Annotated in this window: 13 protein-coding genes; 5 read left to right on the top strand and 8 right to left on the bottom strand. The window is 43.9% G+C overall.

What is annotated here, in order from left to right:
- Positions 1–732, top strand: a complete 732-nt coding sequence (locus PO830_RS05840) for a LytR/AlgR family response regulator transcription factor (RefSeq protein WP_272852601.1) — start codon at positions 1–3, stop codon at positions 730–732.
- Here the strand turns inward: PO830_RS05840 and murI are convergent, their stop codons facing one another.
- The 8 genes from murI to PO830_RS05800 all read right to left on the bottom strand — a co-directional run bounded on the left by murI (position 733) and on the right by PO830_RS05800 (position 8,687).
- Positions 733–1,521 carry a glutamate racemase gene (gene murI, locus PO830_RS05835; RefSeq protein ID WP_272852600.1) on the bottom strand — a complete coding sequence of 263 codons (789 nt, stop codon included), beginning with the start codon at positions 1,519–1,521 and terminating at the stop codon, positions 733–735.
- 71 nt (positions 1,522–1,592) lie between these two features.
- Positions 1,593–2,099 carry an OmpH family outer membrane protein gene (locus tag PO830_RS05830; RefSeq protein WP_336375863.1) on the bottom strand — a complete coding sequence of 169 codons (507 nt, stop codon included), beginning with the start codon at positions 2,097–2,099 and terminating at the stop codon, positions 1,593–1,595.
- 35 nt (positions 2,100–2,134) lie between these two features.
- Positions 2,135–2,998 carry an OmpH family outer membrane protein gene (locus PO830_RS05825; RefSeq protein WP_272852599.1) on the bottom strand — a complete coding sequence of 288 codons (864 nt, stop codon included), beginning with the start codon at positions 2,996–2,998 and terminating at the stop codon, positions 2,135–2,137.
- A 35-nt stretch (positions 2,999–3,033) separates the two neighbouring features.
- Positions 3,034–5,625: a BamA/OMP85 family outer membrane protein gene (locus PO830_RS05820; protein WP_272852598.1), complete on the bottom strand. Its 2,592-nt coding sequence runs from the start codon at positions 5,623–5,625 to the stop codon at positions 3,034–3,036.
- Positions 5,606–6,349: an isoprenyl transferase gene (locus PO830_RS05815; RefSeq protein ID WP_272852597.1), complete on the bottom strand. Its 744-nt coding sequence runs from the start codon at positions 6,347–6,349 to the stop codon at positions 5,606–5,608. Before PO830_RS05815 ends, PO830_RS05820 begins: the two co-directional genes overlap by 20 nt.
- Before the next feature lies 1 nt (position 6,350).
- A complete protein-coding gene (gene porG / locus PO830_RS05810; protein WP_272852596.1) occupies positions 6,351–7,043 on the bottom strand; it encodes a type IX secretion system protein PorG in 693 nt (230 codons plus the stop codon).
- Between the two features lie 99 nt (positions 7,044–7,142).
- Positions 7,143–8,027 carry an NAD kinase gene (locus PO830_RS05805; protein ID WP_272852595.1) on the bottom strand — a complete coding sequence of 295 codons (885 nt, stop codon included), beginning with the start codon at positions 8,025–8,027 and terminating at the stop codon, positions 7,143–7,145.
- A gap of 3 nt (positions 8,028–8,030) precedes the next feature.
- Positions 8,031–8,687, bottom strand: coding sequence for a CBS domain-containing protein (locus tag PO830_RS05800; RefSeq protein WP_272852594.1), 657 nt, complete (start codon positions 8,685–8,687; stop codon positions 8,031–8,033).
- An 83-nt stretch (positions 8,688–8,770) separates the two neighbouring features.
- On the opposite strand from PO830_RS05800, the gene PO830_RS05795 reads away from it, so the two are divergent.
- The 4 genes from PO830_RS05795 (at position 8,771) to PO830_RS05780 (ending at position 13,185) form a co-directional block, all read left to right on the top strand.
- On the top strand, positions 8,771–9,484 hold the full coding sequence (locus PO830_RS05795) for a pyridoxine 5'-phosphate synthase (RefSeq protein WP_272852593.1): 714 nt from the start codon (positions 8,771–8,773) through the stop codon (positions 9,482–9,484).
- Between the two features lie 2 nt (positions 9,485–9,486).
- The gene (locus PO830_RS05790; protein ID WP_272852592.1) at positions 9,487–10,248 is read left to right on the top strand and encodes an alpha/beta fold hydrolase; all 762 of its coding nucleotides are present in this window, start codon (positions 9,487–9,489) and stop codon (positions 10,246–10,248) included.
- A 132-nt stretch (positions 10,249–10,380) separates the two neighbouring features.
- On the top strand, positions 10,381–11,631 hold the full coding sequence (locus tag PO830_RS05785) for an OmpP1/FadL family transporter (RefSeq protein WP_272852591.1): 1,251 nt from the start codon (positions 10,381–10,383) through the stop codon (positions 11,629–11,631).
- 21 nt (positions 11,632–11,652) lie between these two features.
- Positions 11,653–13,185, top strand: a complete 1,533-nt coding sequence (locus PO830_RS05780; RefSeq protein ID WP_272852590.1) for a G-D-S-L family lipolytic protein — start codon at positions 11,653–11,655, stop codon at positions 13,183–13,185.
- Positions 13,186–13,211 lie beyond the last annotated feature (26 nt).

Raw genomic sequence — 13,211 nt, 5'->3', positions numbered from 1 at the left:
ATGAAACTGCAAACCATCATTGTAGAAGACGAAGAGACAAGTCGGGATATTCTGAAAAATTATCTCCAAAAATACTGTCCAAAAGTAACGGTCGTTGGGGAAGCAGCGAACGTAGAAGAAGCACTTAAATTAATACGGAATCACGAGCTTGACCTGGTGTTTTTAGATGTGGAAATGCCTTATGGAAATGCCTTTGATCTGCTCGATCAGGTTGGGGATCGTCAGTTTGAAACCGTCTTTGTGACGGCTTACGATCACTATGCTATTGATGCGTTGAATGCGCATGCATCCTATTATATTCTGAAACCTATTTCCATCGACAAACTGATTGCATCCGTAGATTACGTTCATGAAATTAAAGAAAAAGAGAATGCCTTACAGGATTCGGTGTTAACAACCTCGCTCTCACAAGTGGCAGGCAAGATCACCATCCCGGTACAACAAGGGTTTGAAGTGTTAGAGGTGAAAGACATTTTGTATTGCCAAGCCGATGATAACTATACGCACATTCACCTTGAAAAAGGTCAGAAACTGGTTAGCAAGACGCTTAAATATTTTGAAGATTTGTTAGCCGAATTTGGATTCGCCAGAGTTCATAAATCATTTCTGGTCAATGTGAATGCGGTCACCGAATACCGGAAGGGTAAAGGGGGGAGTGTGGTGTTGCGCTCTGGAAAGGAAATTATGGTGAGTCCCTCGCGGAAGAAAGACCTGCTTAGTTTTTTTAGCTAACTAAAAATCCAGAGGTTCTATAAAAACCTCCGCCTGTATATTGCCTAACAATTGCGTGAGGGTACGGGTGTCTCCATTGCTGAAAAACTGAAGTGTGGGTGCACTTGTGGTGTGATTGAGCATGTTGTATTGTTCGAGTATACTTTTGGTTTGCCTCGCTACCGCAGCTCCCGAGTCGATGATCGTAACGTGCGGGGGAAGGATTTTTTTCAGTGACGGAATGAGAAATGGGTAGTGGCTACACCCCAACACCAGATAGTCGATATTGGCGGCTAGCATGGGTTTCATGTAGGTGGTAAGCAGTTCGATGGTTTCTTCGGAATCCATAGCTCCGGCTTCAATAAGCGGTACCAATCCTTCCCCGACAATTTCAATCACAGAAATATCTTTAGTAAAGGCTTCCGCCGTTTGATGAAACAATGCGCTACTCAAGGTACCTTTGGTCGCTAGAATTCCAATGCTTTTCGTTTTGGTTTGAAGTGCCGCTGGTTTAATCGCGGGTTCAATACCAATGAAGGGGATGTCATAATTGCTTCGCAAGTGGGAAATGGCGTTGGTAGTGGCCGTGTTGCATGCCACCACGATTAGCTTACACCCCTGTGATAACAGGTATTCGGTGTTCTTTACAGAGAGCGCTACAATGTCATCAGCCGATTTATTTCCATAGGGAGCATGTTTGCTGTCTGCCAAATACAGCGTGTTTTCTTGTTGCAAGCAGGCATGTATTTCTTTCCAAATAGAAACGCCGCCTACGCCAGAATCAAATATGCCTATGGGTTGTATGCTCATGCCATAAAGATAAAAAAACAGCCCGTCGACTATCGACGGGCTGTTTGCTTTTTTACAAAAAGTTGAGGGTCTTAGATTCCCAATTCTTTCTTTACATCAGCCATAAGATTTGGACCTTCAGCAAGTAAGATACCTCCTCCTGGGCTCGCATCGATTACATACTTGTATCCTTTGGCACGACCTACTTTTTGAATGGCCTGACGCGCTTTATCAAGGATAGGCTTGTAAATGTCTACTTCTTTTTTCTGAAGATCTTGCATCGCCTGCTGACGGTAGGCTCCAATGTTGTTTTGCATGGTTTGCACCTCTTCAAAACGCTTTTGGTTTTCAGCGTCTGTTTTGCTTTCCGCTTCCACTTCGTATTGCTTCAACTTGGCATCGAGTTCCTTCGCCATCGCTTTGATCTCGGTGTCATATGTTTTCTGAAGCTTTTCCAATTGGCTTTGCGCTTCTTTCATTTCAGGCATAGCTTCCACCAATTCTTGGGTATTGATATGCGCTACTTCTTGTGCTTGAACAGTAGCAACTCCTAAAAACATCACTGCTGCTACCAATAGTAATTTCACTTGTTTCATCATTCTCTAGTTAAAATTTATTTTAAGTGTTATAATTTTTATTCTTCGTTATTTCCTTCGCCTTCTTCCTCTTCGGTGCCATCCCCTTCTGGAAGTCCGCCATTGCCTCTATTTTTACGAGCGTTCATGATCGAATCACGACGGGCCTGTCGCTCTTCCAATAGCTTTTGTCGTCGTGCGTCAAATTCGGCTTTACGAGCGGCACGAATCGAATCTCGAACGCGACGACGTTCTTCCATAATGGCCTCCCGCTCTTCTTTTTTCGCTTCAATTTCTTCTTCCCGCTCGGTAATCGCTTCTTCTTCCTCTAGGGAAAGTTCTTCCCGCTTTTCAACTTCTTTCTTCTCACGGCGATTGGTCACTTCTTCGCGTTTGGCCGCGCGATTGATCTGGCGAAGTACCATTTCACTGATATCATTCCGCTTGGCGGCAAAAAGGATCGAAGGATCGGTAGAACGATCCATGATATAGTCGTACTTTTTGTTTTCCGCAATTTCTTGTACTATGTTAAAGACTTGGTCTTGAATAGGCTGAATTAGCTGTCTCCGCTGAATGTCTAAATCGCCATTAGGACCAAATCGGTCTTGTTGGTATTTCAACATTTCATCTACCTTGATCTTAATATCTTCTTCCCGCTCTTCGATCAATTCTGTGGTGAGAAGCACCCGCTCGTTGCTGAGGTTTAGCTTCATTTGATCGATCTCCTTACTCATCTTTTCAATATCGGCTTTCCAACGCTGTACTTTTCCATCGAGTTGCGTAGCCGATTCTTGATACTCGGGAACACTTTCTAAGATGTATTCCATATCAATGTACCCGATGCGAGCACCTCGTTGGGCTTCCGCTGTTAATATCACGCAGCAGAAGATGAATAAAAAAAGTAGCAGCTTATTGGTTTTCATAATGCGATTTATAGTTAGAAAATATCGTGCCAAATTTAAAATTGTTGTCCGATAATAAAGTGAGTTTCCCATCCATTTCGTTCTGTACCGTTCAAAATAGGATCAAAACCATACCCAAAATCAATCCCCAACAATCCAAATGCCGGCATAAATATACGCAATCCTGCACCAGCAGACCTACTAATATCGAAAGGATTATAGTTTCTAAAGCCATCGTAAGCAGCGCCTCCTTCTGCAAATGCCAACACATAAATGGAAGCTAATTGTGTCAAAGTTACCGGATGTCTTAATTCTAACGAAAATTTATTGTAAATGGTATTTCCATCGTTCGTAGATAACGATTGGTTTGGATATCCGCGCAGCTGAATGACCTCTCGACCATCCAGACTAAACGCTCCTAGTCCGTCTCCACCTACAAAGAATCGTTCAAATGGGGGCACTCCGCGATCGTTGTTATACGCTCCTAAGAATCCAAATTCGGTACGGGTCCGCAGAATCAAATCATTGGTTAATGGGGTATACCAATCTCCAGAAAATTTGATTTTGTAATATTCCAACCAGTTAAATCGCTGCTGATCGATCTCAGCAATACGTTCCTGGCTATCGACACTAGTTGGGTTTTCAGCAAGAAAATCTACCAAACCGTCCCGCTCGTTGCGCAGGGCTCCGTAATCTACCCCGTTGAAAGCCGAGTAAGGGAAAGTGACTTTGGCAGAAACATTCCAAATAGAACCTCCTCTCGGGTAAATAGGGTTGGCGGTAGTACTGTTTCTACTTAAACCAATGGTATACGCCAAGTTATTGGAGTATCCATCACCAAAAGTAAAGAGTCCGGTGTTGTAATTCTTTAGGTTATAGTGCTGAAAGCTGAGTGCCTGTGACAACTGGAAATAATCATCTGGCCATTGTAGTCGTTTGGCGATCCCTACCGAACCTCCGGTAATCAGGAAGCGTCGATCTCGATCGGCTTCACGATTAACAAAGTCAAATAAATATTGAATAGTATGTGAAAAACTGGTACTAAACTGAATGGGTTTCTTTCCGCCCAGCCACGGTTCAATCAACGAAAGACTATAGGTTTGGTAAAAACTACTGGCCTGCGCACGTAAAGATAGCTTCTGCCCGTCCCCCATAGGAAGCGGCTTGTAGGCATCTAAATTGAACATGTTTCGCAGACTGAAGTTGTTGAACGAGAGTCCGAGGGTTCCTACGAAACCACCTCCTCCGTAACCTCCTTGCAATTCAATTTGGCTCGATCCTTTTTCTACTACCGAATACTCCATGTCGAGCGTTCCGTTATTAGGATCTACGTTTTTAAATTCAGGTTTCAGCTGTTCGGCATCAAAATAGCCCAGCTGTCCTAATTCCCGAATCGTACGCAGCACATTTCGCTTGCTGTATTTTTGACCAGGACGGGTGCGTAGCTCTCGATAAATAACATGATCGTTGGTCTTGTCGTTCCCCACTACAGTCACGTGATCGAAATAAGCGAGCTTGCCTTCCCGAATACGAATTTCAAAATCGATGGTATCCTGACGAACAGCCACTTCCACCGGATTGATCTGAGAAAAGAGGTATCCGTTATTCTGGTAAAGATTGGTAATGTCTGCTGCTTCCGGATCTTCGTTATCGGCAATACGTTCCTGGAGTAAGACACCGTTATAGACATCGCCTTCTGCGATCCCTAGATAGCTTCGAAGCGTGGCATCTGTATACACTGTGTTTCCGATGAATTCAATATCTCCGAAATAATACTGTTGCCCTTCTTCAATGTCCATTTCGATCGCAAGACGATCATCGCTCACAGGAAATACGGTATCCCGTACGATACGAGCATCACGATATCCGTTTTCCTTGTATTTATCGATCAAGGATGCCTTATCTTCTTCAAAACCGTCTTCAGTGTATCGCGACATTTTCCACACCCGAAAGATATTGCGACGCTTGGTGTTCTTCATAGAACGGCGCAACTTTCCATTGGTTAACGCGTCATTTCCATTAAAGGTAATGGAGCGCACTTTCACCCGATCACGCTTATCGATCAAAATGCGCATGTTCTGAGCCGTCTCCTGGCCTGTCGAGTCGGTTACCGGAGTGGTGCTTATGCGCACTTGCGTGTTATAAAAGCCTTTTTCTTTGTACTTATTCCGGATGTAATTCTTGGTTGTTTCCAGTAGGTTCTTGGTAATTTTAACCCCCGCTGTCAGATTGTTATCCTTAATAATCTCTTTTTGCTTTCCTTTCCGAACCCCTTCAATAGTAACCGTCCCTAGTTTGGGCAATTCCTCAATATAGAGTTCTAGGTCTACCAGATCTCCCTCAATATTAGTAACATAAAAAGCAATATCACTAAACAGGTTTTGTTCCCAGAGCTTTTTGGTTACATCACTCAATTTTTGTCCAGGAATATAGAGCTCATCTCCTTTTCTTAGTCCGGTGAACGCGATCACCGTATTTTCGTTAAAAGACTGTTCTCCGGTGACCGTAATGGAGTTGAGGGTGTATTTTTTTCCGCTATCTAGTTCTTTCTGTTGCGCCCATAGCGAAACGGTCGCAAGTAGCGAAAAGAGTAAGATAAAGCACAACTTTTTGTAAGGTAGTAAGGTATTAATTTTCAATCTGTTCACTTGTCTTTCCAAATCTTCGTTCTCTGTTTTGATAATTTACTATAGCTTCAAAAAGATGGTTCTTCGTAAAATCGGGCCAAAAGGTCTCGGTAAAGTGCAATTCAGCATAGGCAATTTGCCAAAGAAGAAAATTGCTAATACGCTGTTCCCCACTCGTTCTAATAAGCAAATCAACATCCGGTAAATCGCGGGTGTAAAGATGATTATTAATTACCGATTCGTCTATTGACGACGGCGAAATTAGGTTATTTTTAACTTTAAGACTAATCTCTTGGATGGTTTTTGTCAATTCTTCCCTAGAACCATAGCTGAGTGCGAGCGTGAGAGTCATTCGCGTATTGTTCTTGGTTTTGTCGATAACGTCCTGCAACTCTCTTTTAGCCTTGCCTGGCAGGGCATCTAAGTTGCCAATGGCATGCAATTTAATGTCGTTCTCCTGTAGCGTACTAATTTCTTTTTTTAGGGACGAAACCAACAGTTTCATTAAGGTATCTACTTCCAGCTTGGGCCGATTCCAATTTTCCGTTGAAAAGGCGTAGAGGGTTAAATACGGAATGCCTAAGCGCGCACAGGATTCGACGGTTTCTTTGACGGCTTTGGTGCCATTTTCATGCCCAATCGTGCGGAACAACCCTTTCTGTTTCGCCCAACGACCGTTACCATCCATAATGATGGCTACGTGTTGCGGAAGTTTTTCAGAGTTTATGTTTGCTTCGACTTCCATGCTAAAAGTTACAGTAACAGGGTTTTCTACCGAAGGTAAAGGTAAGGGTTATGCCCGTAAATACATACCAGTCGTTACTATTAACGTTTCCAAACTTTAATCCTTCCTCATCTGATAATCCTTTATTGGGGTTACTTCCATCGAGATTATCCGTAAACGTATAGCGAGCACCTCCTTCTAACGCCAATACCAGCTTGGTTCCTACGGAAGTTTTAAAACCAATAACCATCGGAATGGCGGCGGTTCCGGCTGCATCATAACTCACAATGCGATCATCTGCGGTACGTCGTAACGCATCGTATTGAAAATAAGTGAGCCCGGTATAAAGATACGGAGTGGATTGAGGGGTTCCTTTATGTAAGTTAAACTCCCAAAATGTGTATTCAAGTCCAATCGAAGCCTCCAATATATTATTCTCAAAAGATAATCCTCGTTGGGTTCTTCTTGGATCGCTCGCATCGACATCATCTCCTTTGATTTTTCCGAAGAGCACAGAGGCCCGGAAGGAGTGTCTCGGACTTCGGTTCCATTTAAAAACACCACCAAAACCAAGGGTGTTGGGCGCTACGTAGTTGGTTCGTCCTACATCCCCGATGTAGTTCAATCCTCCCACAAGCGGACCGATTTCATAGGTTTGAGCGGTGGCTCCGAAGGCCATCATCAAAACAAAAAATACCGTGGTAAGCTGCTTCATTATCCTTAAAAGTTTGCAAATATAACAATTATCTTCGCTCCCCATAGGAAGCGGTACGTTTGTGTACGTTGATTAACAATAATTCCTTGTTTTTATTGCCTAGTTGCGCTTGTCTTCTCCCCAAAGAAGTTTTTTACGGAGTGTTTTGATGAAGGTGTCTTCTTGAAGCTGCACGAGTTGAATGGAAAAGGGCGCTTTCTTAATAGTAATTTCTGTATTGTTCTCCAAGGTCGCAATTCTGGAATCAAGCGAGATGAGGTACGATTTTTCGCGTCCGGTTACCCTTAAGGTGACTGTGCTTTCATCTGATATAACAAAAGGCCTGGCGTTTAAGTTATGCGGTGCGATGGGGGTGAGCGAAATACTATGCGTTCCCGGTTCAATTACGGGTCCGCCACAACTTAAGGAATACCCCGTAGAACCTGTAGGAGTCGATATGATAAGACCATCGCTCCAATACGAGGTGAGATGTTCGGCATTAACTTGGGTTTCCACTTTAATCATCGAGGTGGTATTCTTTCGATTTACAGCAATCTCGTTGAGCGCATAGGGCCATTTTTGAAGATCCCGGTTCGCGGGAGTAGTTTGCACCTGCAAAAGTGTTCGATGAGATAAGGTGTAATTACCTTGCAAAATTTGGGTGATGCTTTCTGAAATTTTTTCCTTCGGAAGGGTTGCCAGAAATCCAAGTCTTCCGGTATTGATCCCAACAATTGGAATGTTGCGGTCTTTCACCAGCGTTACCGATTTGAGAATGGTACCATCGCCACCGATGCTAAAAAACAAATCATATGAATCATCCAGCTGGGTGAAGGTTTGAAACGATCCGAAACTATCAGGAATTCCTTCGTGTAGGTTGATCAAGTCTAAAAAATCTTCTTCAATATACACATCCACCGCCTTGGCGCGTAATACCTCCAGGATGAGCTGTACGTATTTTTCAGAATGCTTGTGATAAAATTGCCCGTAAATACCAATCTTCATAGGTTAAATGTTTAGGTATTTATCGAGGTAACGCGAGCGGTTTTTCAAATCTTCCAGTAATTTATCTTCGTCGTGATTCGAAACAATGTCATAGCTGTATCTGCGGAAGGTTTGCACGATTTCATTCATGGCCGAGTGCCCAATTTTAATGGTAGCCTGCATGGTGTCGTCGTTAATATGCGAAATGAACATGCCTAGTATTTTTCCCTCATTCGATTCTACAATCTGACTTATTTCACTGAAGGAATAATCGCGCAGCCCTTTTTCTACTACAATGATTCCGCCGGTTTCATTTAAGAACGGCGTGTTGTTGAACAAGCTCATGATATCACTTAGTTCGAAGTATCCCAGGTATTCATTAAGCTCGCCTAAGACCGGCATGATATTGCTTCCGTGTAAGGCAAAGGCTTCTAAGATATCCAGCCAATGGGTATCCTTACGCACATGAAAGGTTTCTAATGCATACTGAAACTCTGCTATAGGTTTGGAGGCTTCAAAACAATGTGCATCTGTTTCCGAAACACATCCCAAATACCCCTGGTCATTCACAATTGGGATATGTGAAAAGGTGAGTTGGTTAAAGGTATTCTGGAGTTCCCGTACCAAAGTATCGAGTCCTAATGCCTTAATATCGTTGATAATGTAGGTTTCTGTATCCACAGTCTGGTTTTTATGCAAATTACTTAAAATAATGGTGGAAAAGCGCATCTCAACTTCGTATTTTTGTGGCACAAAAGCAAACTATGGTACGATTAAGTGTGAACATTAATAAGATCGCCACCTTGCGGAATGCTCGCGGTGGGGATATGCCCAACGTAGTAGCGGCAGCCGTGGCTATTCAAAAGATGGGAGCGCAAGGCATCACGATTCACCCAAGGCCCGATGAACGCCATATTCGCTATCAAGACGCGTACGATCTTAAAGAGGTAGTGACAACCGAATATAATATTGAAGGAAATCCTATCGATGCTTTTCTAGACATGGTACTAGCCATACAACCTACGCAGGTGACCTTGGTGCCGGATGCCGTAGATGCTATCACCTCAAATGCCGGTTGGGACACGCTGGTTCACAAATCCTTTTTATCGGAGGTGGCTTCGGAATGTAAAAAGAAGGGGATTCGAACTTCTATCTTCGTGGATCCGGAGCTCGCTATGATTGAAGGGGCCGCTGAAACCGGTGTAGACCGTATCGAATTATATACGGAAGCTTATGCCAAAGAATACGCCTCAGGAAATAAGGAAGCGATTGCTCCTTATGTGGCCTGTGCGAATCGTGCGCACGAGTTGGGCTTGGGAATCAATGCGGGCCATGATTTGTCGCTCGAGAATATTGCTTATTTCAAAGAACAGGTTCCACATTTGGCGGAAGTTTCCATTGGGCACGCCTTAATATGTGAATCTCTGTATGAAGGATTACCTTCCGTAGTTAAACAATACCTAAACAAGCTACAGTAACCATGCTATTACATTCCCAGATATTAGGAAGCGGTACCCCCATGATTATCCTACATGGATTTTTAGGAATGGGTGACAATTGGAAAACCTTGGGGAATCGATTTGCTGATGCCGGTTATGAAGTGCACTTGGTAGACCAGCGAAACCATGGAAGGAGCTTTCATCAAGCTGCGTTCAGTTACAAAGTGATGGCGGCTGACTTGCTCACCTACCTCGATCATCATAAGGTAGATGATGGTGTTCTATTGGGACACAGCATGGGAGGAAAAACAGCGATGGAATTCGCGACCCTAAATCCTGAGCGAGTTCAGGCCTTGCTGGTGGCAGACATTGCGCCAAAAGCCTACCCGCAACATCACCAGGATATTTTAAAGGCGCTTTCGCAGTTGAATTTTTCCGAAATAACCTCCAGAGGTGCTGCCGATACTGTCTTAAGCCGTTATATTCCGGAAAAAGGGGTGCGTCAGTTTTTATTGAAGAATTTGTATTGGAAGGAGAAAGGCGTGTTAGGGCTACGAATGAATCTTCCAGTATTGACGAAAGAAATTGCTGCCATTGGGATTGCGCTAGAGAACGATCGGGTGTATTCGGGCAAAACGCTGTTTTTAGGTGGGGCAAAATCAGGGTATATTGAACCCATGGATGAGGTGTTAATTCACAAACATTTTCCCAAGGCAAAGATCGTTCAAATCTCAAATGCCGGGCATTGGCTACACGCTGAAAATCCTGAGGAATTTTACCAAAATGTTATTAATTTTTTATAACATTGCATTGAGATATTATGCATACATAATAAAAAGTTGTCAAAATTTTGAAGCTAACGTAGGTTGATATCAAGAATTTAATAATAAAAAACAATAATTTTTAACAATTTCAGAACCCAAATGAATCGAATTATGAAGAAAGTTTTACTAGTTGCTGCCTTCTTTTTAACGGCTGCAGTAACCTATGCCGGTGGATACCGGGTGAGCTTGCAAGGGCAAAAGGCGCTTGCGATGGGGCACACCGGAGTAGCCGTCGTAAATAGCAGTGAATCCTTGTTCTTCAATCCAGCCGGATTGGTGTACTTGGAAAATAAATTGAGTATTTCAGCCGGGGTAAGCGGTGTATTCTCAAATGTGGCTTACCAAAACGAAGAAACTGGAGCTTTCGCTCGTACCGACAGTCCTGTAGGGACACCACTTTATTTTTACGCTTCCTACCAAGCTACCGATTGGATGGCCTTTGGTATTGGTGTTTATACGCCTTATGGTAGTACTGTAGAGTATGAAGATGATTGGGCTGGATCACACCTAGTGAACAATATCGACCTTCAGGCCATTTACATTCAACCTACTGTGTCGTTCAAATTGAGCGAGTACTTTAGTGTGGGTGGAGGTCCTATCTATGTGACAGGATCGGTTAACTTTAACCGTAATCTGAATCGAACCTTAACCGATCTCGACGGAAATCGCAGTGAAGTAACGATTGATGCTTCCGGAGTGAGCAACTGGGGTTGGTCGGTGGGAGCCATGTTTTCACCAACCGATCGCCTTCGAATAGGGGCTAACTACCGTTCTGAAATTATTTTGGAAGCGGAAGGCGGCGATGCCGATTTTGAAAATATTCCAAACTCTCCCTTAACACCTTTTGCCGATACCCAGATTGATGCTTCCTTGCCGTTACCGGCCGAATTGAGCGTAGGTCTGTCGTACGAATTCTGTGATAAGTGGTTGTTTGCATTCGATTACAACCGTGCTTTCTGGGATGTGTATGATTCTCTGGATATCGATTTCGCCGATCCTAATATTCCAGATTCTTTCAATCCTAGAAACTACAAGAACGCTTCCACTTATCGTTTCGGATTACAGTATGAAGCGACTAAAATGTTCACCTTGCGTGCCGGTTATTACTTTGATGAGAGTCCGGTGCAAGAAGGATTCTTTGCGCCTGAAACACCCAGAAACGATAGTAATGGATATACTGCAGGTCTTACGTTTAACGTAGGAGAACGCTTCCAAATTGACGCCTCCTTCCTATACCTTCATTTCAAAGAGGTAGATGCTTCCTATGAAGGATATACTGAAAACGGAGAAGTGGTACCGTTTGAAGGAAAGTACAAGTCGAATGCTTTTATTCCTGGACTTGGAGTAACGTATAGAATGTAATTCAGAAAAAAATTGAGAAAAATGAAACATACAGTAAAATATATAGCACTAGCAGCCATTGCGGTTTTAGCTAGTTGTGAACCAGAATTTGAAGATTCGGTGGAAGACGCCGGATTTTACAGCAGTGGAGATGCCAACCTTTCTACCTTTGTGGCAGTTGGAAACTCGTTAACTGCAGGCTATGCCGACGGTGCCTTATATATCACAGGACAAGAAAATTCATTCCCGAACATTATGGCACAACAGTTTGCTAAGGCGGGGGGAAGTGAAACTTTTACGCAGCCTCTTATGGCCGATAACCTCGGTGGGTTGTTATTGGGAGGCGTGCAAATTCAGCCCAATCGTCTCGTACTATCGGTTGATGCTTCCGGAAATCCGAGTCCGACTCTTTTAGAAGGAAACCCAACGACCGATGTAGGGAATAGCATCCCTGGGCCGTATAATAACATGGGAGTACCTGGAGCCAAGAGTTTCCATTTGGTGGCCCCCGGTTATGGAAATGTAGGTGGATTGCCAGATGCGGCGAATCCATACTACGCGCGATTCGCGACCAGTGCGAGTTCGACCATTATTGGAGATGCGGCATCATTGAGTCCGTCATTCTTTACCCTTTGGATTGGAAATAATGATATTTTAGGGTACGCTACTTCCGGAGGATCTGGAGTAGACCAAACCGGAAACTTCGACCCAAGTACCTACGGAAGTAATGATATTACCGATCCCAACGTATTCGCATCCGTGTACAGCGAGCAGGTTGCTGCCTTATCTGCTGGTGCCTCTGGTGGAGCACTGGTTAATATCCCTGATGTTACCTCCATCCCGTATTTTACAACGGTACCCGTACAATCCATTCCTTTGGATGCTACCACTGCAGCTACGGTGAACGCACAGTTCGCCTTGTATAACTCTCAGGTACTTCCAGGATTGGTAGGAGTTGGTGTGATTTCTGCGGAAGAAGCAGCGGCACGCATGGTGAGCTTCTCTGAAGGTGTTAATTTCCCGATCATCGCTGATGATGATTTAACTGATATTTCGCTAATCCTTCAAGGACCTCCTTTCAACTTACCGGCCCCAACGGCCAATTTACTAGGACAATTACGTCAGGCGAATGCTGATGATTTAGTAGTATTGCCGGCGTCGTCTGTATTAGGAACAACTCCCGACCCATCTAACCCTCTTGGAGTGGTAGGTGTTTCGATTCCGTTGGAAGATAGTTTGGTGCTTACCGCTACCGAACAAGGGCGCGTGGCAACTGCGGCCGCGGCATATAACGCGACCATTCAAGGGTTAGCTTCTGCAAACGGACTTGCCTTTGTAGATGCGCGTTCGGCTTTAGCACAGGTTGCTCAGGGCGGTGTTGCCTTCGACGGTGGAGTGCTTAGCTCGCAATACGTAACCGGTGGTGCATTTTCATTAGATGGAGTACACCCTACTCCCCGTGGCTATGCCTACACAGCGAACCTAATCATTGACGCCATTAACAATACCTATAATGCTACCATTCCGAAAGTGAATATCGGAAACTATGGCACGGTAACGGCAGCCAATAACTAGGGATAAACGACCTTAACAGTAATTAA

The organism is Altibacter sp. HG106 (genome assembly GCF_028561755.1).
GTDB lineage: Bacteria > Bacteroidota > Bacteroidia > Flavobacteriales > Flavobacteriaceae > DFVG01.
This window is presented reverse-complemented; position numbering and strand designations above follow the sequence as displayed.

Coding starts and splice junctions, on each gene's coding strand:
- porG (WP_272852596.1), bottom strand. CDS start 7,043: ATGAAGCAGCTTACCACGGTATTTTTTGTTTTGATGATGGCCTTCGGA.
- PO830_RS05780 (WP_272852590.1), top strand. CDS start 11,653: ATGAAACATACAGTAAAATATATAGCACTAGCAGCCATTGCGGTTTTA.
- PO830_RS05830 (WP_336375863.1), bottom strand. CDS start 2,099: ATGATGAAACAAGTGAAATTACTATTGGTAGCAGCAGTGATGTTTTTA.
- PO830_RS05795 (WP_272852593.1), top strand. CDS start 8,771: ATGGTACGATTAAGTGTGAACATTAATAAGATCGCCACCTTGCGGAAT.
- PO830_RS05825 (WP_272852599.1), bottom strand. CDS start 2,998: ATGAAAACCAATAAGCTGCTACTTTTTTTATTCATCTTCTGCTGCGTG.
- murI (WP_272852600.1), bottom strand. CDS start 1,521: ATGAGCATACAACCCATAGGCATATTTGATTCTGGCGTAGGCGGCGTT.
- PO830_RS05815 (WP_272852597.1), bottom strand. CDS start 6,349: ATGGAAGTCGAAGCAAACATAAACTCTGAAAAACTTCCGCAACACGTA.
- PO830_RS05805 (WP_272852595.1), bottom strand. CDS start 8,027: ATGAAGATTGGTATTTACGGGCAATTTTATCACAAGCATTCTGAAAAA.
- PO830_RS05790 (WP_272852592.1), top strand. CDS start 9,487: ATGCTATTACATTCCCAGATATTAGGAAGCGGTACCCCCATGATTATC.
- PO830_RS05840 (WP_272852601.1), top strand. CDS start 1: ATGAAACTGCAAACCATCATTGTAGAAGACGAAGAGACAAGTCGGGAT.
- PO830_RS05785 (WP_272852591.1), top strand. CDS start 10,381: ATGAAGAAAGTTTTACTAGTTGCTGCCTTCTTTTTAACGGCTGCAGTA.